This window comes from Lewinella sp. 4G2 (genome assembly GCF_001625015.1).
Taxonomy (GTDB): domain Bacteria; phylum Bacteroidota; class Bacteroidia; order Chitinophagales; family Saprospiraceae; genus Neolewinella.
The window spans coordinates 240,384-263,661 of sequence record NZ_LVWJ02000014.1; the positions used below are offsets into that span (position 1 = coordinate 240,384).

The 23,278-nt window shown below is 57.6% G+C and carries 13 protein-coding genes; 10 read left to right on the forward strand and 3 right to left on the reverse strand.

The features are described 5' to 3' along the window. Positions 1-57 precede the first annotated feature (57 nt). Together A3850_RS02830 and A3850_RS02835 are read right to left on the reverse strand one after the other, a co-directional pair. Entirely contained in the window at positions 58-4,155 is a 4,098-nt protein-coding gene (locus tag A3850_RS02830) for a hybrid sensor histidine kinase/response regulator transcription factor (protein ID WP_157500846.1), read from the reverse strand. 194 nt (positions 4,156-4,349) lie between these two features. Continuing rightward, the gene (locus A3850_RS02835; protein ID WP_068213998.1) at positions 4,350-5,273 is read right to left on the reverse strand and encodes a T9SS type A sorting domain-containing protein; all 924 of its coding nucleotides are present in this window, start codon (positions 5,271-5,273) and stop codon (positions 4,350-4,352) included. A gap of 216 nt (positions 5,274-5,489) precedes the next feature. Here A3850_RS02835 and A3850_RS02840 point away from each other — a divergent pair, with 216 nt between their 5' ends. The 3 genes from A3850_RS02840 (at position 5,490) to A3850_RS02850 (ending at position 14,872) form a co-directional block, all read left to right on the forward strand. Next, positions 5,490-9,065, forward strand: a complete 3,576-nt coding sequence (locus A3850_RS02840) for a sulfatase-like hydrolase/transferase (protein ID WP_068213999.1) — start codon at positions 5,490-5,492, stop codon at positions 9,063-9,065. A 19-nt stretch (positions 9,066-9,084) separates the two neighbouring features. Continuing rightward, complete coding sequence (locus A3850_RS02845) at positions 9,085-12,513, forward strand: glycosyl hydrolase (RefSeq protein WP_197493972.1); 3,429 nt, start codon at positions 9,085-9,087, stop codon at positions 12,511-12,513. An 88-nt stretch (positions 12,514-12,601) separates the two neighbouring features. After that, positions 12,602-14,872: a glycoside hydrolase family 3 N-terminal domain-containing protein gene (locus tag A3850_RS02850; protein ID WP_082921893.1), complete on the forward strand. Its 2,271-nt coding sequence runs from the start codon at positions 12,602-12,604 to the stop codon at positions 14,870-14,872. A gap of 39 nt (positions 14,873-14,911) precedes the next feature. Here A3850_RS02850 and A3850_RS02855 read toward each other — a convergent pair whose 3' ends face one another. Beyond that, a complete protein-coding gene (locus A3850_RS02855; protein WP_068214006.1) occupies positions 14,912-16,402 on the reverse strand; it encodes a hypothetical protein in 1,491 nt (496 codons plus the stop codon). A 280-nt stretch (positions 16,403-16,682) separates the two neighbouring features. Here A3850_RS02855 and A3850_RS02860 point away from each other — a divergent pair, with 280 nt between their 5' ends. The 7 genes from A3850_RS02860 to A3850_RS02890 all read left to right on the forward strand — a co-directional run bounded on the left by A3850_RS02860 (position 16,683) and on the right by A3850_RS02890 (position 23,138). Further along, on the forward strand, positions 16,683-17,795 hold the full coding sequence (locus tag A3850_RS02860) for a glycoside hydrolase family 105 protein (RefSeq protein WP_068214007.1): 1,113 nt from the start codon (positions 16,683-16,685) through the stop codon (positions 17,793-17,795). 151 nt (positions 17,796-17,946) lie between these two features. After that, positions 17,947-18,558 carry a hypothetical protein gene (locus A3850_RS02865; protein ID WP_068214009.1) on the forward strand — a complete coding sequence of 204 codons (612 nt, stop codon included), beginning with the start codon at positions 17,947-17,949 and terminating at the stop codon, positions 18,556-18,558. 213 nt (positions 18,559-18,771) lie between these two features. Next, the gene (gene kduI / locus A3850_RS02870; RefSeq protein ID WP_068214010.1) at positions 18,772-19,602 is read left to right on the forward strand and encodes a 5-dehydro-4-deoxy-D-glucuronate isomerase; all 831 of its coding nucleotides are present in this window, start codon (positions 18,772-18,774) and stop codon (positions 19,600-19,602) included. Between the two features lie 45 nt (positions 19,603-19,647). Further along, positions 19,648-20,412, forward strand: a complete 765-nt coding sequence (locus A3850_RS02875; protein WP_197494084.1) for an SDR family NAD(P)-dependent oxidoreductase — start codon at positions 19,648-19,650, stop codon at positions 20,410-20,412. A 70-nt stretch (positions 20,413-20,482) separates the two neighbouring features. Beyond that, entirely contained in the window at positions 20,483-21,166 is a 684-nt protein-coding gene (locus A3850_RS02880) for an NUDIX domain-containing protein (RefSeq protein WP_197493973.1), read from the forward strand. Positions 21,167-21,215: 49 nt separating this feature from the next. Then, the gene (locus A3850_RS02885) at positions 21,216-22,253 is read left to right on the forward strand and encodes a sugar kinase (protein WP_068214014.1); all 1,038 of its coding nucleotides are present in this window, start codon (positions 21,216-21,218) and stop codon (positions 22,251-22,253) included. Positions 22,254-22,478: 225 nt separating this feature from the next. Continuing rightward, positions 22,479-23,138 (forward strand): bifunctional 4-hydroxy-2-oxoglutarate aldolase/2-dehydro-3-deoxy-phosphogluconate aldolase, encoded by a 660-nt coding sequence (locus tag A3850_RS02890; protein WP_068214016.1) that lies wholly within the window; start codon positions 22,479-22,481, stop codon positions 23,136-23,138. The last annotated feature ends 140 nt before the right edge of the window (positions 23,139-23,278 follow it).

The following is a 23,278-nucleotide window of genomic DNA, read 5'->3' on the forward strand; positions in this document are numbered from 1 at the left end:
CTACTTAGGTACGATCGTCCACAATTGGGGGGACAAACGTCCAACCCCGCATTCCACCTACGTTTTTTCCGCCTTTCCGTAGGTCGAAGGCAATTCATTGAATTGCGCCTTGAAGCAACGGCGGAAGTACTTCGGGTCCTTAAACCCAACCGCATAGGCGGCCTGGGAGACGTTCAACTGCCCGTCCGTCAACAACTGGGCGGCGCGCTTTAACCGGACGGTCTTGACGAAGTTATTCGGGGTCTGCCCCGTCAGCGCTTTGATCTTCGTGAAGAGCAGGGAGCGGCTCACGGCCAGCTTCCCGGCGAAGTCATCCACCTTGAAATTGGGGTTCTCCATTTCTGCCTCGACGACCTCCATGGCCTGTTGCAGGAAGTCTTCATCTAGGTTCGTAATGGTAACCGCTTTGGGGTCCAGGGAAAGTACACGAGCAAACTTATCACGGGCCTGCCGCCTGGACCGTACAATATTCTGCAGCCGCAATTGCAACTCCTCCGGGTGGAAAGGCTTGGTGATGTAATCATCCGCCCCCGTCCGCAAGCCCTCGATCCGGAAGGGTTCCGCGGTGCGCGCCGTGAGCAGTACCACTGGAATGTGACTGATGGATAGGTCAGTCTTCACCGCGTGGCAAAACTCGAGGCCGTCCATCTCGGGCATCATCACGTCGCTGAGGATAATGTCCGGTGCAAACGATTTAGCCGCAGCCAGCCCCGTGCGTCCGTTCTCCGCCGTGAGCACCCGATAACGGCTGGAGAAAATGCTCGTGACGTACTCGCGTATTTCAGGGTTGTCCTCCACCACGAGCAGGGTGACGGGGTCTGCCTCCGGTAAGTCTTGCGTGTTTACCACAGGCTCGGTGGCCAGCGGAACTTTAACGTCGGCGTCCCGCCGGTCTAATTGGGAGAGGCCCTCCAGGATCTGCTTCCGCGCTTCCTTCTCATCCGCAGTAAAGTGCTGGTGGCCGCGGCGTAGCTCCACGACGAACTCCGCACCGCCTTGTTCCGTAGGCTCAGCTACATAAATTTTCCCGTGGTGAAGTCCCACCATCTGCCGGGAGATAGCCAGGCCAATGCCGGAACTCTTGATCGTGGAAAATTGCCCCGCCGATTTCTCGTAGAAGCGTTTGAAGATGTCTTCCCGAATGTCGGCAGCCACCCCGGGGCCACTGTCCCTCACCCGTACGGTGATCCTGTCGTCGGTCTCCTCCAGTAATACCAAAATCTTTCCACCATCCGGCGTAAACTTGAAGGCGTTGGAAATCAGGTTGAAAAGGACCTTATCCATTTTATCCCGGTCCAACCAAACGGTCGTTTCCCCAGCGCGATTTTCCAGGCGGTATTCAATGTTCCGCAGGCGGGCCGTTTCGCGGAAGGAATCGTATACATCCTCCAGGAACGTCGCGGCGTCGTTCTCGGTAACCGTCACCGGTTCGTGGTCCGTCACCAGCTTACGGAAAGTAAGGACCTGGTTGACGAGGTCCAGCAAACGCTGGGCGTTGCGATTGATGAGGGAAAGTTGGCGGCTGACGTCCGGCGAATGGCTACCATCTTGCACCAGTTGCTTCAGTGGCGCCAGGATCAGTGTCAGCGGCGTCCTGAACTCGTGGGTGATGTTGGTAAAGAATCGCAGTTTGGTTTCCACCAGTTCCTGCTGCTGTTGTTCGGCGATCTGTTGCAACTGGATTTTGTGCCGCATCCGCAGGAAGTTGATCAACGCAAACAGTAAGGCGCCGGCCAGCAGTAGGTAGGATAAGTAGGCCCACCAAGTTCGCCAGGCGGGGGGCAGCACCGTGATTTTTAGTTCCCGCACCTCGTCATTCCACACACCGTCGCTATTGGCACCCCGGAGCTGAAAGGTATAGTCACCCTCGCGCTGGATGGTGTAGCTCGCGCGGCCGGCACCGGTGGCATAGTTCCAGCCACGGTCAAGACCCTCCATTCGGTAGGCGTAACGGTTATTCTCCGGGCTGAAGTAATCCAGCGCGGCAAATTCTAGCACGAAGGCCGCGTCGTCGTACGGAAAGGTGATGGAGGTCGTGCGGTCAATACTCTGCGGGAGGATGCCCTCCGGATCGACTACCTCTTCGTCGTTATTCCGCAGCAGCCGGGTGATGACTACCGGTGGGATGTAATTATTGGGTGTTAAGCCCTCGGGAGAAAAGCGGGTAAACCCATTCAGGCCACCGAACAGCATCTCCCCGTCCGCCATCCGGAAGGCGGCATTAAAGTTGTACTCCAGGTTGGCGAGGCCGTGTGAAGCGTCGAAATTGGTGAAGTTCCCCCGTGCGGGATCGAAACGGGAAAGGCCATTATCGGTACTCACCCACAGGATGCCCCCTTCCGCTTCAAGGATGCCAAATACCGTATTGCCCGCCAGACCGTCCGACTCATCGTAATGCTGAAAATCATTGGTACCCGGAGCGCGGCGGTAGAGACCATTGCTAAAAGTACCCACCCAGAAGTCACCATTTGCGGCACCGTGGAGGGCGTAGATCTTTTCGTCGCGTAACTCGGTACGGAAATTGATGGGGTAGCCGTCGGGCCCGGTCTCCGCAAAACTGAGCCCTTCTTCGGTGCCAATCCACATCCCCCCGTCGCCGGAGGGTAAGATGGCCCGCGTCAGATCCGAACAAAGGCGGCCCCTACGGTTACCGGCGCGGTGGTGGGTGATGGTGCCGTCCCGCAGGTTTAGAATGTCCAATCCACCACCAAAGGTGAGGACCCAGAGCAGATCGCCCTCCCGGTGGATGCCGTACACATTATCAGACGCCAGGGAGTTGGCATCTTCCGGCCGGTGGCGGAAGTGGGTGAACTTCCCCGTCTTGACGTTCAAACGGTTGAGGCCGCGGCGGTAGGTTCCGATCCACAGATCTTCCCCGTCGAGCAGTAGTTGTTTGACGTTGTTACCACTCAGGCCATTCTCTCCCGCAGCGGCTTCCTGGTAGTGGCGAAACGCGCCGGTGGACCGGTCCAGGTAGTTCAACCCCCCACCCTCGGTGCCGATCCAGAGGTTACCCTCCGGAGTGGCGGCGAAGGAACTGACGACTTTGCCACTCAGTGAATTTCGGTAAGCATCGTGGCGGTAATTCGTAAAGTAGTTATACCGCTCGTTCAATTGGTGCACGCCGGCGTAGTAGGTCCCCACCCACAGGCTCCCCGCCCGGCTGACGAGCAATGAGCGGATCGAATTGTCCCGTAAGGATCCCGGTTGACCCGATACGCTGAGGTAGCGGACGAAAGCGCCTTCTGCGGCTCGCAGCCGGTTCAGTCCCGCAAAAGTGCCTACCCACAGTTCACCGTTTGGTGCCCGCACGAGCGTCCGAACGTTGTTGTGCGACAAGGAATTCGGGTCGTTTTCGTCGTGGGCCAATGTGGTGACCGTACCCGTGCGGGCATCCCACTCCAACAAACCATCCTCGTAGGTTCCAATCCAGAATTTGCCGGCATCGCCCCGGGCAATGGAGGTCAACCGCCGTTGCCCGATGGCGTCTACCCTACTTAACCCGGCACCTGCGGCAGCGCCCAAACGGTACAAACCGGCACGCGTACCCACCAGTAGGCTGCCATCCTCGTCCTCGATCAGAAAGGAAATGTTGTTTGCGGGCAGGTCTACCTCCGGAGCGCCGGGGTAAAAGCGTTCGAAGTCGTCCGTCTGCGGCCGGTAGCGGTTGAGGCCGCGGGAAGAACCGACCCAAAAGTTGCCGTGGCTATCCCGTAGCATCGTCCGCACGGTGGCGGCAGTAAGGCTGTGCGGATCGTCAGCGTCATTATGGTAGCTCTTGAACGTATTGGTCGTGGCGTCGTAATGGCTCAGGCCAGCCAGGGTGCCCGCCCAGAGATCGTGCGTGACGGGGTCCACGTAAAGGGAACGCACGTCGTTTCCCGCCGGCCCCGCCACGGTATCCGGCCGGTGGGTGATGAATCGGTACCCATCGTACCTACTCAGCCCATCACGGGTGGCAAACCAGAGGAAGCCCGTGCTATCCTGCGCAACGGCGAAGACGCTGGACTGCGCCAAACCATCCCGCTTCCCCAGGTGCCGGAAGGACGCCGAAGCCTGATCCTGCGCCGGCAATACCGCCAGGCAAAATAGTAGCCAACCGCACAGGAAAGAGCGGATCAGCAGGGCCGGCAAAAGAGGAAAACGCTGTTGCAAAAGCTAGCAGGTGGTGAATAAAAGGATAGCAAAAGGTAGGGCAAAAGTCCGTGCGCCGCCCGTCAGCGCCCGACCGAAGCAAGAATTAAAGCGAAAGCGCTCCGGGCCGTCGAGTAGTAGGCGCTGCCGCAGGTACCAACTAAGGATAGGGTGCACAAATTGGGGACCCAAGCGCATAGCCTTACCCGGGACAGCTACTTGGTAAACGGTGCCGTAAACACCCACCCTGGCGCCCGCAGGATGACGAGGTAAGTGCCGGATGCGTAATTATCAGTGGCCAAACGGAACGGTTGATTTGCCTCCAGACGTACCTCCCGCAACGTAACTGACCGGCCCGTAACGTCCCGCACCTCCAACTCATAATTACCCGCAGCTAGCGCGGTGGGTAATTCTACGTTCAGGTAGTCCCGCACCGGAACGGGGAAGACCCGTAACTGACCGGTATCGATCGTATTCAGGGAAACCGTAGCCCGTTCGGACTCCGGTGCGGAAAGCGAAGTGGCCGTCGCGACCGAAGCGGAAGAATGAACGAGGACGAAACGGTCGATGGCGTGGCCAAATGAGCGGCCGGAGATCTGCACGGTGTAATCGCCCGGGGTATTGAAGGTCATAAAAATATCGTGGGGGTCATTATCGCTCGTGGATACCCGCCAGTTCCAGGCATCCGCCCGGTTTTGGTAGGCTTTGAACCAACCGTTGCTGCTGGAGCCTTCGGGGTTGGGCGTACGGCCGGTACCCCGGGGGTAGACCGTGCGGTTGCCTACGCGGGCAAAGAAATCGTCCGCGTCCGGGCAGCGTAACCAGGAGTCATTAAAGTCCGTCGTTTCCCCCGGCTCGGTGATGCGGCTGTGCCAGCGGAAAAGGTAGGTCCCAACGGTCGTGATCCGGACCTTGTAGTTCAGGGTAGAATTGCCCGGGGTATTGAAGAAGTTGGGCCCCCGAAACTCCAGGTAACTCCCCCCGATGGCGCCTGGTAGCGTATCGTGGACCTCCCACTGGCCCAGGTCACACGCGGTTGATTCCAAATCAACGCGGACGATACCGTCGCGCTCAAGAAACACTTCCTGAGCGGCGAGGAAGGGGCCGGCCAGCAGTAAAACGAAGATTAATGAACGCATAGGGCGGCGAATTTTGGGTAACTGTAAAAGGTATTTCATGCAAATCAACTGGTCTATAGCCCGGGTTCCAGAGGCTGGATCAAATTGTGGCTGCTGGTGAAATACCCTCACTAGGAAGTGAAGATCAACGGAGGAGCGGACAGCTTGAGTAAGTAGTTCTTCCTCCACCGTCCTATCTTACGCAAATATATACTGTGTACTTTAGACGCACTACCCATGTACCTGACTCGACGCTACCTTTTCTGTATCCTGGCCATCATTGGGGCTTTTAGCTCCCTGATGGCGCAATCCACGGGGGCGGAGCGGCCCAACGTGATCTTCATCCTGACGGACGATCAGCGGTTCGACGCGCTGGGTTACGCCGGCAACGAACTCATCCACACCCCGGAAATGGATCGTTTGGCGGAGGAGGGCACCTACTTCAGCCACGCGATGGTGACGACGCCGATCTGCGCGGCCAGCCGGGCCAGCATCCTTTCGGGCGTCTACGAACGGTCGCACCGCTTCAATTTCCAGACCGGGGACATTCAGGACGATTACCTGGGGCCGGCCTACCCTACCGTGCTGCGGGAAAATGGCTACCACACGGGCTTTTACGGGAAGTACGGCGTCCGCTACCCCCACCAGGACCGGATGTTCGACGAGTACGAGACCTACGACCGCAACAATGCCTACAACGACCGCCGGGGCTACTACTACAAGACGTTGGGTGGCGATACCGTCCACCTTACCCGTTACACTGGTCAGCAGGGGCTCGACTTCGTGGAGAAGAATGCGGGTGGGCCCAAACCCTTCTGCCTCCAGCTTTCCTTTTCGGCACCCCACGCGCACGACCGGGCCGAGGAACAATATTTCTGGCAGGAAATCACTGCCCCTTTGTTGGCTTCGACCAATATCCCCGCACCTGCGTTGAGCGCCCAAAAATACTTCGACCTGCTGCCAGAACCCGTCCGCAAAGGCTTCAACCGTAAGCGTTGGACGTGGCGCTACGATACCCCCGAGAAGTATCAGCACAGCGTGAAGGGCTACTACCGGATGCTCTCTGGCATCGACCTGGAGATCGGTAAACTGCGGGCCAAACTGGAAGAAAAAGGCATCGCCGACAATACCGTTATCATCCTCATGGGCGACAATGGCTACTTCCTCGGGGAACGTCAACTGGCCGGCAAGTGGCTGATGTACGATAACTCCGTGCGGGTGCCCCTCATCATTCACGACCCGCGCGCCGGCCAGCACGTGGAGAGCGACGAAATGGCGCTAAATATTGACGTGCCAGCTACCATCCTGGACCTGGCCGGGGTCGCGCCACCCCCCTCCTACCAGGGGCAGACCTTACTACCGGTCGTGCGCGGGCAAGCGGAACAACTGAGCGACCGGGAGGTCGTCCTGATCGAACACCTCTGGGATTTCGATGACATCCCCCCGAGTGAAGGCGTACGCACCAAAGACTGGAAATACCTCCGCTACGTGGATGATCACCGCCGGGAAGAACTGTACCATCTGAAGAAAGACCCTCTGGAATCTAATAACCTGGTGGACGAACCTAAACACCGGGGGCTCGTCACTATGCTCCGCAGGCAATGCAACGAATTGATCGACCGCTACAGCGATGACTATTCCGCCGCGCCACAGAATCTTTCCCTGGAATTCATCCGCGATCCGGCTACCGTCGTTCTTCGCGACCCCGAACCTGAGTTCGCCTGGGTGGTGCCCCACGGAACCGGGATGCAAACGGCCTACCAGATCCTCGTCGCCTCCTCTTCCACCAATCTGGAGAACAACCGCGGCGACGTCTGGGACAGTAAAAAGGTCCGGTCCAACCAAAACGTCGGGATTGAATACGCAGGCCCGGCCCTTCAAAAAGGCAGACAATACTGGTGGAAGGTTCGCGTGTGGGACGGTGCAAACCGCCTCAGTCGCTACGCGCAGGCCCAACAATTTAACGGTCCGGACCCCGTGACGGACAACCTCATTGCGCTCTCCAGCGACGGCGCGGCCACGAAGGGCGACGCCGGTGGCCGCTACCTCACCAGCGAAAACATCTTCCAACTCCACCGCGTGCAACCAGTGCTGGTCGAGCAGCGGGGCGACGTTACTTTCGTCGACTTCGGTAAGCACGGATTCGCCAACATGGAGCTCACCCACACCGCCCGCCGCGACGGGGAGTTAACCATTGAGATCGGCGAGAAGCTAAAGAACGGCAAGCTCGATCCGGAACCCGGGGGGCACATTCGTTACCAGAAGATGCAACTGCCCGTCCGCAAGGGTACCCACACGTACACCTTACCGATCGTCCCCGACGAACGGAATACGAAACCGCTGGCCGTCCACCTGCCCGACAGCATTCCCGTCCTGATGCCCTTCCGCTATTGCGCGGTCGCGGGTGCCGGGCAAGGACTGAGTAAAACGGACTTTACCCAACTAGTTTACACCAGCTTTTGGGATGAGGACGCCAGCTATTTCACTTCGGATAATTCGGTACTAAATCAGGTATGGGAACTCTGCCGTTACAGCATGAAGGCCACCTCCTTCGCCAACCTCTACGTGGACGGTGACCGGGAGCGGATTCCCTACGAAGCGGATGCCTACCTCCAGCAACTCAGCCATTATTCGACCGACCGGGAGTACGCCATCGGCCGACGCACCATTGAATACTTCATGGAGTACCCAACCTGGCCGACGGAGTGGCAGCAACACGTCCCGCTCATGTTCCACGCCGACTATATGTACACGGGCGATACCGAGCTGATTGAAAAGTATTACGACGACCTGAAGCACAAGGCCCTCCTTGAACTCGTCGGGGAGGACGACCTGGTGAGTTCTACCCGCGTCACCCCGGCCTTCATGAAAAAGCTGGGCTTCGGCGACCGGAAGGATAAGTTGAAGGACATCGTCGATTGGCCCCCACCCAACTGGCAGGGGAACCCGGACGTCCCCGGCGAACGGGATGGTTTTGTCTTCATGGATAATAACACGGTGATCAACGCCCTCTTTTACAAGAACATGCTGATCATGTCCGAATTCGCCGACCTGCTCGGGAAGACGGACGAGGCCCTGGAATTCAAGATCCGTGCCCTGAAGGTCAAACAGGCCGTCAACAATACCCTGCTCGACCGCGAACGGGGCCGCTACGTGGACGGGGAAGGGACGGACCACGCTTCCGTCCACGCCAACATGTTCCCCCTCGCATTCGGGATGGTGCCGGAGGCCTACCGGGAATCCGTCGGGGCCTACATCAAAAGCCGGGGCATGGCCTGTTCCGTCTACGGCTCCCAGTACCTCCTGGAGGCCCTCTACCAGGCGGGGATGGACGATTACGCCCTGGATCTCATGGCCGACACCACCGGCAAACGCAATTGGTACAATATGCTGAGGGAGGGCTCCACCGTCACGATGGAAGCCTGGGGCTACCAGTTCAAACCCAACCTGGATTGGAACCACGCCTGGGGCGGCACCCCGGCGAACATCATCCCCCGCCAATTATGGGGCATTCAGCCAAAAACGCCGGGCTACGGCGTGGCAACCATCCACCCCCAGTTGGGTGACCTGAAGTCGACGACCATCAAGGTGCCGACGTTGCGGGGGCCGATCCTGGGAGAGTATCGGTGGTATTCGCCGCGGCGGCAGGTGTACACGATCACGGTGCCGGGGAATATGGTGGCGGAGTTTGGCTTGGATAACTGGAACGCAGCTTCCTACACCCACAATGGGAAGCTGGTGCCCTCGGCATTTGGGGTGATCCAGTTACAACCGGGTGAACACCAAATTGAGGTACAGCGCAATGACTCCTAAATCTAAAACCTCAGCTCCTTTGAAGTATTTCTTCCTCATTGTTGCCCTTTTTCTTTGCTTGCTGACGTTACCCTCGTGCACGGGAGGCGAGACTATAAATATAGCGCGGCCGGAAGCGCCATCGGGGGAAGAACTCGCCCAAAATTTCCAATCTCCACCCGCCTCCGCCAAGCCCAAGACCTGGTTCCACGCCATGTCGGGCAATATGAGCAAGGAAGGCCTGACGAAGGACCTTGAAAGCCTCGCCGAAGTCGGCATCGGTGGCCTGTTGCTCTTCAACGTCAGCCAGGGCATCCCGGTGGGTGACGTGGTGTACAACTCCGGGGAGCACCACGAAATGCTGGCCCACGCCGCGGCCGAATCCGAGCGGCTGGGGCTGACCTTTGGCGTCCACAACTGTGATGGCTGGAGCAGCAGCGGTGGGCCGTGGGTGACGCCGGAGCAATCAATGAAAATGCTGGTGTACAGTGAAACGGTGATCAGCTACGCCGATACTGATACCGTATCGCTCAGCCAGCCGACTACCCGCGAAAATTACTACGAAGACATCGCCGTTGTTGCCTACCCAAGCCTGGGTAGTGAAGTAGAAGATTTTACCCGTAAGCCTACCATCACCGCTTCGGACGCCAGCTATCCCGTTGAATTGATAAGCGACGGCCGGATTGACGCGGATCATCGCTTGGGCGAGAAGGGCGCCACGCCGTGGTTGCAATTCTATTTCAAAAAACCAGCTCGCATTCGGTCGGCTGCGGCCACTTTTACCGACCGCAAGGTAACGGTAACGCTTCAGGCGTCCTGGGACGAAGGGCGGACCTGGCAAGACCAACGGGAATTACAGAAAGTCCGGACCGGAAAGGGAGAATGGGCGGTGAACGATCACTTCGACGTCATCGAGTCGCGCTATTTCCGGATGCAGTTCAGTGAAAGTGTACGTCTTCGGGAAGCATCGCTTTACCGCAATTATCTTGTCGATAATCCCCTCGGCCGCACCGCCATGGCGCGCACGGAGGACGCAAAATTTAACCCCATCGGGAACCCTGCGGCGATAACAAAAATAGATCCCGCTACCGTAGTCGACCTTACGGACCGTATGGATTCGAACGGATTGCTCACTTACAATTTCCCTCCCGGCCATTGGACGGTGCTCCGTTTCGGGCAGACCAGCACCGGCGCCTTCAACAACCCCGCCAGTTGGGAGGGCCGCGGGCTGGAGGTCGATAAAATGAGCCGCCCCGCCTTCAAGACCCACTACGACGCCTTCATCCGCCAGGTCGTTGATAATAGCGGGCCCGTCGCGCCAAACGCCTTGCAGTACGTCGAAATCGACAGTTACGAAGCCGGTGGCCAGAACTGGACGACCGGTTTTGATTCCATCTTCCGGGCGCGTAAAGGCTACGATCTTATTCCTTTCCTCCCCCTCTTAGCGGGTCGGTTCATGGGCGCTGACGCGGGTGCCAAGGTGAGGGGCAAGCAAAACGTGGCAGCCGCCGTCCTCTACGACTTCCGTGAGGTAGTGACCAATCTCATCACCGAAAACTACTACGAGTACTTTACCGAACTCTGCCACGCCGACGGTCTCCGAACTTACGTGGAACCCTACGGCTTCGGGCCACTCAACGACCTGGATATTGGCGGGACCTGCGACCTCCCGATGGGTGAGTTCTGGATGAACCGGGAAATGACGATGGTTGAAAGTGCCGTCTCCGCCGCTCACATCTACGGTAAGCCAATTGTTTCAGCGGAATCTTTCACTTCCCGGCCAGAGATCAACTGGAAGGGGAACCCCGCCATGGCGAAGGTCAGTGGGGATAAGGCCTGGGCGAGGGGCATTAACGAATTTATGTTCCACCGCTTCGCCCACCAGGCCAACCCGCACGTCACGCCGGGGATGACGATGAACCGCTGGGGCTTCCACTTCGACCGTACCCAGACCTGGTGGACCAACGCCGGTGCGGACTGGTTTCGGTACATCGCCCGGGGGAGTTACCTCCTCCGCCAGGGCCACCCCGTCGCCGACCTGATGATCTTCGTTGGGGACGGTACCCCTAATTCCTATTTCGACTGGGACGACTTCGACCCGGCCATCCCCAAATGGCTCAACTACGATAACGTGAACGCCGACGTACTCCTGAACCGAACTGGGTTGGAGGACGGCGCCATCACCCTCCCCGAAGGTGGGCGCTACCCCCTCCTCGCCCTCAAGAATTGTGACCACCTCAGCCTGGCGACCCTGCGGCGGCTCGTGGAGATCGCGGAAAGCGGGGTGACGGTCATTGGCGAAAAGCCAACCGACCTGGCTGGATACGGGCACAAAGAGGAGGATTACGAAGCGTTCCGCGACCTGGCCGATCAGCTCGAACGGCATCTCCAACCCGCCCGCGATTGGGAAGGCCTGATGACTAGCCGCAACCTCCAACCCGATTTAAAACTCACTTCCGCCGATAGCCTGATCTACGAACACCGCCGGGTGGGAGATACGGAGATCTACTTCTTAGTCAATACCAGTAAGGATTCCGTCAGCTACGCCCTCACTACCCGTACCATAGGCAAGCAACCGGAGCGCTGGGACCCGATGACCGGAAAGATCAGTGGCGTCGCCCGCTACCGGCACAACCCCACCACGACGGACCTCCGGCTGGACCTGGATGGTGAGGAATCCATCTTCCTCGTGTTTCGAGATGCCCCCGTCGCCGGGCCGGTCATCAGCCCGGATCAGCTGACGGAACCAGGCATTGAAGCCTTTTTACGCAACCCGAAGAACGGGAAAATTGCGGCCAAAATGACGGCGAACAAGATCTACGAGATTGAACTCAACGACGGTCAGCGCGTGGCCCTCGGCGCGGCGGGGATCGTTCCGGTGCGGACCCTGACCAGACCCTGGGAGGTCACCTTCCGGGAAGAGGATGGCTTTGGGTCGACGCTCCCCTTCGCGGAGCTTACCGACTGGAAGGACCACCCGGACGAACGCGTCCGGTATTACTCCGGCACGGCTACTTACCGGACAACTTTCTCCCTTGCCGCCGAACCCGCCACGGCCTGGGAGCTCGACCTGGGTGAGGTGGACAACGTAGCGCGTATCCGCCTCAACGGTCAGGACCTGGGGGTGCAGTGGATGAAGCCTTTCCGCGTAGACATTAGCCAGGCCCTGCGCCCCGGAGAGAACGAATTAGTGATCGAGGTGACCAATTTGTGGAGTAACCGCCTTATCGGGGAGGAGCGTTACCCCAAACAGGATGGTGGCTACCGCATGGCCAGTTACCACCCCAAGATCAAAATGCCCCGGTGGTACGTCGACAACGAACCGGTGCCACCCGGCCCCCGAACCACCTTCACTACCGCCGACTTTTACGATGCCAATGACCCGCTCGTTCCGTCCGGACTAAAGGGTCCGGTACGCATCATTCCGTATCAGGAACGAATCATTGCACCTGCGGCAGCGCCCGAATGAATTGACGGTATTTTGGACACTAATTAATATATCAGATAAATAGCCCTCCAGCATATTACCGATGGACGTCGCAGGCAAACCAATTAGCATGAAGCCTTATTTATTATTTATTCTGATATCGCTGCTTGCTGCCTGTGGGGAGGGCGATTCAATGGCGGATGACACCCCGGCCTACCGCAACCCCGAGCTGGAAGTGGAGGATCGGGTCAGTGATTTGCTCGCCAGAATGACCGTGGAGGAGAAGGTGGCTCAGATGCGCATCTTCCACGCTAATAAGGGAATTAAAATTGATAGCGCCGGCCAATTAAGCTTGGAGGGCGATACGGAAGAGCGCCTCCGCCTGGGGATTGCCGGCATTAAAAACCCGGGAGAACACAATGATCCGGTGGCTGCGGCGAAGGGGAATAATGCCCTGCAACGCTACATTATTGAGCATAACCGCTTGGGGATACCCGCGCTGTTCATCACGGAGAGTTATAATGGCGTCGATGCGGCGGGATGCACGAAATTTGGCCGGCCGATCACCTCGGCGGCGAGTTGGGACCCCGAACTGACTCGGCGGCAGTGGTCCGTGGTGGGCAACGAAGCCCGGTTGCGGGGGATGCACATGTGCCACAGCCCGGAGGCCGACGTCGTCCGCGACCCCCGGTTTGGCCGGATGAGTGAAGCCTTCGGTGAGGACACCTACCTGGTGACCCAAAACGTAGTGGCCGCGATCAAGGGCGTGCAGGGCGACTACGTTGGCCTGGGGGAAGGAACCCACATCGGTGCGGTTGCCAAGCATTTTGCCGGATACGGGCAGGTACTGGGTGGGACGAATTTTGCGGCTATTGAGATCAGCCCCCGGACCTTGATCGACGAGATCTTTCCGCCCTTCGAAGCCGCCGTGCGGGAGGCCCGTACCCTCGGCGTGATGGCCAGCCACGGCGACCTGAACGGGGTGGCCAGCCACGCCAACCCCTGGCTCCTCACCGAAGTGCTGCGCGACGAGTGGGGATTTACCGGCTATACCGTTTCGGATGCTAACGACATCGGCCGGCTCCACTACTTCATGGGCGTGGCCGAAACACCGGAAGACGCCGCCCTCCTGGCGCTGAAGGCGGGGATGGACGTAGACCTTTACGCGGACGACGCTTACGCTTTGCTACCGGAACTGGTTACCGCCAATCCGGAGTTGGAGGCATTCCTGGACCGGTCCGCCGGGCGCGTATTGCGTACGAAGTTCATCCTTGGTCTCTTTGACAACCCGTACGTCGACGTGGCGGAAACCGAGCGCCGAGTGCGCCAGGCCTCCAGCCTTGCTCTGGCCCGGGAGGCTGATGAGGCGTCGATCGTACTGTTGAAGAATGAGGATAAGGCCCTGCCATTAGCCGCTAACTTTCGTGGCCGGGTAGCCTTGCTGGGCCCCATTCTCCGGGAAACCACCCTGGAGCAATTTGAGCGCATCATGCCCGGGGTTGATTTCGTCGCCGAGCAAGGGTTCCCGCTTACGGATGAGCAGCGGGCAGTGCCAAAGATTAACCAGGATACGGAATTAGGCACGCGGAAACTCCTCAGCCTGGCGCGCGGTGCCGACGTCAATATTCTCTTTCTGGGGGGTGACGAACATACCGCTAAGGAAGGTTTCTTCAGAAATGCGTTGGGGGACCGGGCCAGTATTGACCCCGTGGGCCCGCAGGGAGAATTGCTCCGCCGCGTGAAAGCCCTCGGGAAGCCGACCATCGTAGTCTATACCCACCGGCGGACGCTTTCCATCAACGAATTTGACGAGCACGCGGATGCCATCCTGGACGGGTGGGACCTCAGTGAGTTTGGTGACGAAGCGATGGCGAAGATGATCTTTGGCCTGGCCGTCCCCAGCGGAAAATGCCCCGCTACCGTGCCGCGCACTATTGGTCAGCTTCCCTTTCACTATTCGGGCAAAAAGATCAATGAAAAGAAGGGGTACTTATTCATGGAGAACGGACCACTGTATCCCTTCGGCCACGGCTTGAGTTACGCCAACTTCGTGTACTCAAACGCAAGGGCTAATGGAACGGTGATGACTCCATCCGAATCTTTCTCCGTTAGTGTGGACGTGACGAACACCGGTAAAGTCGCCGGAAAGGAGGTTATTCAGCTGTACCTGACTGATCAGATTGGCAGCGTCACCCGCCCGGCGAAAGAGTTGAAAGGTTTTGAAAAGATCCTGCTCCAGCCCGGTGAAACGCGGACGGTTACTTTCGCTATTGACCCATCCATGCTAGAATTTACCCGGCTTGACATGACCAAGGGGCTAGAGACGGGAGATTATACCGTGCTGCTAGGCACTTCTTCGGTAGCAGGTGAGACTATTGAATTTCGCCTGGAGGTGGAGTAGACCGATCAGGCCTCTTAACCCGTTCTGCATCTTCTTTTGCTAGTTTGGCGCGTAGAAGAAGGGTACCCAGTGGGTGCGGCGTAGGTTGATGTGGCCCTTTTCGTCACCTTTGGTTGCTAACTTGAATTCTCGAAAGGCAACGCGGTGCATACCCGGCTCCAGGTCGTACAGCGGGAAGTAGGCAACCAATTCGGGCTGAGGGCTGCCTTCGTACTCGACGGAGAGGAGCACGTTGGCCGGGTCGACGCTGGTGCTGTCTAGACTTAAGTCCATCACGCGTAAAAAGCGGGCCACCAGTAGGCTGTCAGCGTTCGGCGGTAGGTTAGATTTTGGTAATTGGCCCGATAGCCACCGGCCCAGGTTTTCCCCCTGCTTATTATTGCGGGAACGGTAATTGGCTATCCGCTCTTCATTGGTAAGCTCTACTGCGGGGACGGAATCAGTGCCTGAAGTCGTGTCCTGCTCCGGGCGTGCGTTGAGCCTGCTTGAGGGTGCCGCAGATTTCGCTTTGACCTTTACGGTGTTTTCCAATTCGATCATGCGGTCGAGTTCTTCCGCGTAGTAACTACTCAGGGGAAGGTGAACGCGGAGGACGTTATCCGTGATCAGGTCGGATTCGAGGTAGATACCGACGGCAGTCCGCCGAAACCCTTCCGAATCTGCGTAGTGCCAATCTTTTTGGACGGACTTCATTTTTTCGTTACTCAAAAAATCTTCCCGGTCGATGTAAGGGATGGGATCCATCGTGAAGCGGGGGATGAGCACGATGAGTAGTATGTAGGGTACGATGGCCAGGATGAGCCGTTTTCCCCACCGGTTGCTAATGACGGCGTAGTACAGCGGACGGTAGAGCCGGGCCAGCGTCAGCCATCCCATTAAGCGGTAGATGCGGTAGTAAAAGGCATCGCCGCCCCTTTTGAAAGCCCCCGTAGTGAGGAAATCTGCTAGGTACACTATTCCTAAGAATAGGTATACAAAAAACAGCAGGGCTCCAATACCCGCACCATTATTACCGAATAATTCGGCCAAGGTCACGAAAATACCTGCGTAGACCAAAAGGTAGAAAATCACGCCGAACAGAATGGCTACCAGGAGAAAGGTAAATGCGAACACCAGGCTTGCCGCCTTGTCTAACCGGTTGATGTACTGATCAAAGTTCCCGTGCCTACGCTGAAGAAAGTTAGCGTATTTAGGCGCAAAATCATCGTTCAGGTAGGTTTCCTGATTCATCATGCCGCGCAGTGCGAGGCTACCGATCCAGAGGCATCGCAGCACCACGTTCATAAAGAAGTGGAAGATGGTAACGAAGTAAGTCAGGTTGATTCCCCAGAGGATGACGGCGGCTGGCAAGCCGATGTATTCGTACTGCCGCAGGAGATCACTAAGCACGAGTATTACGTCGTGGAACCTATCCGCCCCCGAAATCATGCTCGCCAGGGCGAAGCCGGTGATGATCAATTCGAGTTGCCAACTCTGGCGTTGCAGAAACTCAAGCTTGTTCTCCTGAGGAGTTTCGGGGATGCTGATCATTAGGGGGCAGTGTTAACCGGGGCCCTCCAAGATAGTTGCTGCACGCAGCCCATCCAAAAGTAGCAAGCAATAGGAGGATCTTCTACCCAGTTCTTTAGCTTCTTCACCTACCTATTGTTAATGGGCAGCACCCCGTCAGATCAAGTAAACGGTGGTGGAATTTGGACAAAGAACTCGCGGAGAAATCACTCATCTGCGTAAAAAAGACACACTTTCAAATTAGTCCGTATCTTCTCGCCCCCTTACGGGTCGATATTCACCGACTATTTCAATCCCGATTATGCGTTACGCCTCTTACTTGCTAGCCACCCTCCTTCCCATCTTCCTTTGCACCTGCGGCAGCGCCCCGAAAATGGCTAGCCCGAAAAAGGTCGAAACTAAAATGGTTGCCGCCCTAGAATGGCAGGAAGCCAACCCGATCTTTTCGAAGGACCCGACGGACTGGACGAACGGTGCCTACTACACCGGCGTAGCCCGCGCGTACGAAGCCACCAAGAATCCCATTTTCCTGGATGCCATCGAGGATATGGCCAACCGAACCAACTGGGAAACTTGGAACCGCCCCTACCACGCGGACGACGTCGCCATCAGCTATTCCTACCTCGTTGCGGATGAATACCGCCCCGGCATCATGGATAAGGAGCCAACGGCAGACTGGATCGAAAAGCACCTGTACGAGGACAACGCCTGGAAATCTAACACCGACCCCAAGCCGGAAAAATCCATCCTGTGGTGGTGGTGCGACGCCCTCTTTATGGCCCCACCGGTACTGGTGAAATGGTCCAACCTGAAGAACGACCGCCAGTACCTGGAAGACATGCACAAGTACTTCGTGGAGACCTACGACCTGCTTTACGACCAGGAAGAAAAACTCTTCGCCCGTGATACCCGCTTCGTCTGGACGGGCTCCCCCGAGGACCGCAAGGGCGGCAACGGCAAGAAGATCTTCTGGAGCCGCGGCAACGGCTGGGTAATGGGCGGCCTCGCCCTCATGCTCGAGGAAATGCCCCGGGACTGGGAGCATTACGGTTGGTACGAAGATCTGTTTAAGGAAATGTCCGCGCGGCTCGTCGAGATCCAACCCGCCGACGGCATGTGGCGCGTCAGCCTTCTCGAACCCGAGGCCTGGGACCACGGCGAAACCAGCGGCACCGGGTTCTACACTTTTGCTCTAGCCTGGGGCGTCAATAACGGCGTGCTGGATAAGGCGAAGTACGGCCCGGCCGTACGCAAAGCCTGGAAAGCGCTGGAGGAGATCCAGCAGGCCGACGGTAAAGTAACCTGGGTACAGAATATTGGTTACGACCCCAAACCAGCCTCCGCGGAGAGCTGGCAGAACTTCGGCACCGGCGCCTTTTTGATGGCGGGAAGTGAGGTGCTGAAGATGAAGTAATGATGCAGAGTGGTTCGCGCTCGAAGCCCATCCATCTACGTCGCTAGGTGGATGGGCTTTTTCGTGACTAAAGTTTTGTTGGCTGATTAATCATTATTGGCGAACCATTTATCTTCGCGGCTTCATTAGAGCACTAGCTAAACTTACTACGGTGAAACAGTTACTTCACGCCCTTTTTCTGTTTTTTATCTCGGGCACTGCCCTCCTCGCTCAGAGTGACACTACCTACACTTTACTAGAGGACGAACGTACGCCCCGGGTCCACTTTCTCCTTGGCCTCAACGCAGAATTTGGGGGAGAATCCATCATCGAATTGGAATTAGAGGATGGGAGCACCTCAGAAACGAATGCCGGGCAGGGAGGATCCCTCTTCGCCGGCGCACGGGTAGACCTACTGGATGGTTTATCCTTCGATGGCTCCCTGGGTATCAAGTACGTGACGACGCCGGTTGAGAACGTAGACTTCCGATTTTTACGCTTTCCCCTGCAGGGAATGCTGCGCTACGAAGCAGATTTTGGCGGATTCATCGCGAGTGGCTTCACGAAACATTTGGGGAGCAACCTTAAGATCAGCGAAGGCGGTGGCATTTTGCCGGAAGGGAAGATCGACTTTGAAAGTAACCTGGGTATCCGCATTGAAGCGGGCTGGAAGTACATTGGCTTATCCTATACCCTCCTCAAGTACCGTGGTGACAATGGTAATGGGCCGGATATTGATGCGAATGCCGTTGGTCTATCCATCCGTTACGCCTTTGGCGGTTAGCCTCCCGAGCGTTACTGCCCCTCGATGAATAGCGTCCGGTTTTTTCACTGCGCCTAGCATTCACCTTGTTATTCGGAAAGCTCCCGGAGGAGCGAAGGTTGGTCACGGTCTAAGCGACCGGATAATAATTGGGTAATCGCCACATAAATTGGTTCACCAATTTGCAGGCACCTCTTTTACCGTGTACATTTGACACAAATAAAAAGAGCCCCCATGATCACGCGCTACGGAGTCCATTTCGACCACTTTAAGACCTTCACTACCGACCAAACCCGTGATGAATTCCTGGCGGAAGGCGTGATGCAGGACGGTAAGATTGAGCTCGTTTACTCCCACTACGATCGCTTCATCTTCGGTGGTGCGGTACCCACCTCCAGCGCGCTGGAGCTCCCCAACGATGACGACCTGCGGGCCGAATACTTTTTGGAGCGCCGCGAACTGGGCGTCCTCAACCTCGGTGGAGCCGGTAAAGTAGTCGTCGACGGCACGACCTACGATCTTGCCCGGTTCGACTGCCTTTACGTTGGCCGCGGCAGTAAGTCCGTTACCTTCAGTAGTGATGCCGCCGGCGAACCCGCCAAATTCTACCTCAACTCCGCACCCGCGCACAAGGAATATCCCACTACCAAAGCTACCCAGGCGGAAGCCAATAAAGTGGAGCTGGGTGACGACGCCCACGCTAACAACCGCGTCCTCTTCCAGTACATCCACGAGGGCGGTATTCAGAGCTGCCAACTGGTGATGGGTTGGACGGAACTCCTCCCCGGCAACATCTGGAACACCTTCCCGCCCCACACCCACGAGCGGCGGATGGAGGTCTACCTCTACTTCGACATCCCCGGCGAAGAACTCGTCATGCACTTCATGGGCAAGCCCGACGAGACGCGCCACCTGGCCGTCCGCAACTTTGAGGCCGTCATCTCCCCACCGTGGAGCATCCACAGTGGAGCGGGGACGAGTGCCTACCGCTTCGTCTGGGGCATGGCCGGAGAAAACCAGGCCTTTACGGATATGGACGCTGCGCCGCTGAGTGAAGTGCGCTAAGCCCTTTCCTCTTATCTCTTATAAGGTTAACTCCCCCCAGCTATGATCCTTGACCAATTTGACCTTTCCGGCAAGACGGCACTCGTTACTGGCTGCAAGCGCGGCATTGGTTTTGCCATGGCCGTCGGTCTCGCGGAAGCGGGCGCGGACGTCATCGGTGTCTCCGCCAGCCTCGAGGCGAGTGGCTCCAAGATTGCTGAGGCCGTGGAAGAGCTGGGCCGCCAGTTCACAGCTTACCAGTGTGACTTCAGCGACCGGAAGGCCCTCTACGCCTTCATCGAGCGCGTAAAGTCGGACTACGGCACGCCAGACATACTGGTCAATAACGCTGGCACCATCCTGCGGGAGCCGGCCGCTACCCACCCGGATGAATACTGGGATAAGGTGATCGAGGTAAACCAGACCGCACAGTTCGTCCTCGCCCGCGAGTTTGGCCGCGACATGATTGAGCGCGGCAGTGGCAAGGTGATTTTCACCGCTTCCCTGCTGACCTTTCAGGGTGGCATCACCGTCCCTGGCTACGCCGCTTCCAAGGGGGCGATTGGGCAACTCACCATGGCACTCTCCAACGAATGGGCCGGTAAGGGCGTCCAGGTCAACGCCATCGCGCCGGGCTACATCGCTACCGATAATACCCAGGCGCTGCAAGACAACCAAGAACGCAGCTCCGCCATCCTCGGCCGCATCCCGACCGGGCGCTGGGGGCAACCGGAAGATTTCAAAGGCCCAACCGTATTCCTGGCCAGTAGCGCAGCCAATTACGTAAGCGGCGCCGTCCTCCTGGTAGACGGTGGCTGGATGGGCCGTTAACGGAGACAGATAATCCAAAGCAATCCCGACTACCCGACTACCCGACTACCCGATTAAAAAACTACAACGCGTGAATATCAAGCCCACTACCCTGGTCACCACCAAAAGCCAGGCCTTCGCCATCACGGCAGACTGCGCCATTTTCGGTTTCTCCGAAGGCGACTTACGGGTACTGCTCGTCCGCCGTGCCGTGGAGCCCTTTAGTGGCGAGTGGGTATTACCGGGTGGGGCAATGCAGGCGAAGGAAACCCTGGAAGAAACGGCTAACCGCGTTCTCCGGGATCTCGTCAACGTGGAGAACGTCCCCATGCAACAAGTGGCCACCTACAGTCAGGTGGGCCGCCACCCCGTCCGCCGGGTCATTACCTGTTCATTCTTTGCGCTCGTCAGCCCGGAAAGCCACGAACCCATTGCATTGAACTACCTCGATAAAGTAATGTGGTGCAAGCTCGACGAGCTACCCACCCTAGGCTTTGATCACCGCGAAATTCTGGACGACGCTCACGAAGCACTCAAAACAGAACTCCGGGCTCAGCCCCTCGCCTTCCACTTACTACCGGCCAACTTTACCCTTAAGGAGGCGCAGGAAGTGTACGAAAGCATCCTCGGTGAAGAACTGGACCGCCGCAACTTCCGGCGCAAGATCCTTTCCTACGACTTTCTCATCAATACGGAAGAAAAGAAACCCGGCGTCAAGGGCGGCCCGGAACTCTACCGGATCGACGATACCAAGCTCGAAGAGCATATGAACTAGCGCTCCAAGCTTTCATCATCACTAAAAACTACTGTAAAAAATCACCACTATGCCACGCATCGTAACCTTCGGCGAGATCATGCTTCGCCTCAGCCCTCCCGGCTGGAAACGCTTTTCCCAAGCCAGCTCCTTCGAAGTCATTTACGGCGGCGGCGAATCTAACGTAGCCGTCTCCCTGGCGAATTACGGAATGGACAGCCGCTTCGTCACTCGCCTCCCCAAGAACGACTTGGGTGACTGTGCCCTCAATTCCCTCCGCGGGCGCGGGGTGGATACGGACTTCGTCGTGCGCGGCGGCGACCGCCTGGGTATTTACTTTCTTGAAACCGGTGCCATGCAGCGCGGCTCCAAGGTGGTCTACGACCGTGACCATTCCGGCATGGCCACCATCGTACCCGGAGAAATTGACTGGGATGCCGTCTTCACCGACGTCGATTGGTTCCACTGGACGGGCATTACCCCCGCCCTCAGCCAGTCCGCCGCCGACGCCTGTCTCGAAGCCTGTAAAGTGGCCAGCGCGAAGGGGGTGACCATCTCCACCGACCTCAACTACCGCAAGAAACTGTGGAATTACGGCAAATCCCCCCAAGAGGTAATGCCCGCGCTCGTGGAACTTTGCGACGTCATCCTCGGCAACGAAGAAGACGCGGAGAAGCACTTCGACATTCACCCCGAATCCGTCGACGTGACCAAGGGAGATACGATGGACCCGGAAGCCTACCTCCCCGTCTGTAAGGCGCTGATGAAGCGCTTCCCCAAAGCCAAAAAGGTCATCACTACCCTCCGCGGTTCTATCTCCGCCAGCCACAATACCTGGTCCGGCGTCATGTGGGACGGCGAAAAGATGTACACCGCCCCAACCTACCAACTCAGCCACATCGTAGACCGCGTTGGCGGTGGCGACAGCTTCATGGGTGGCCTCATTTACAGCCTTCAGACCTGGCCGGACGATGACGATAAAGCCCTTCGGTTTGCCGTCGCCGCTTCCGCGCTCAAGCACTCCATCTTTGGGGACGCCAACCTGGCGACCGTCGACGAAGTCATGAGCCTCATGGGTGGCGACGGTTCTGGGCGGGTTAGCCGTTGAATTGACTGATTGCTACTACCTGGCTAGGTCCTTGGAGCGTCGCCAGCTCTGAAGCGCAGCGGAAGAGATGGCGTCCTCCAAGCGTCCGTTCAGACGAAAAAACTTCCGTGAGCTATTCGTTTGCTGCCTTATTACCGGACGCTTGGAGGAGCTGCGCACGCTCCAAGGACCTCATTACTTCGTGTTAGGTGCTTGGAGCATTTAAACAAAGCAAAAAAGAGAACAATGAATAGATTAGACGTTTACCGCACGGTAATGGATCAGGGCTTGGTCCCCCTAGCTTACCTGGCGGATATTGATAAAGCTAAAAAGGTAATTGACGCGGTGTACGCTGGTGGCGTCCGCAGTTTTGAATTCACCAACCGGGGCATTGGCGCCCACAAAGTTTTTGACGCCGTAGCTGAGCACTGCCGCGAGAATTATGCGGACCTCGCTCTTGGTGTAGGCTCCGTCGTTGACGCCCCCACGGCAGCCCTTTACATTGCGCTTGGCGCTGACTTCATGGTGAGCCCTATGCTCGTTGAGGAGTTGGCCCCACTGTGTAACCGCCGCAAAGTGGCTTGGATGCCCGGTTGCTTCACCCCCACTGAAATCGGCACCGCAGAGAGCCTGGGCGCAGAAATCGTAAAGATCTTCCCCGGTAACGCCGTGGCGAAAGGTTTTATCAAATCCCTGCTTGCCCCCTCCCCTAAGACCAACGTCATGGTAACGGGCGGCGTCGCCCCCAATGCGGAGAACCTGAGCCGTTGGTTCAAGGAAGGCGCCGTTGCCGTTGGGATGGGTTCCGGCCTACTACGTAGCGACCTGATAGCCAACAACGACTTCAAAGCGATGCAGGAGTTGGCTAAGACTTGCTTGGACTTGGTGGCGGAGGCGCGGATGTAGTTTTTAGTCTGTAGTTTTTAGTCTGTAGTCACACTAACCAGACTATAGACTACAGACTATAGACTTAAATTGGCGCTGCCGCAGGTGCGGTGAAAAAGGATAAATGGGTCACTTCCGAAGCAGGAGGTGACCCATTTTCT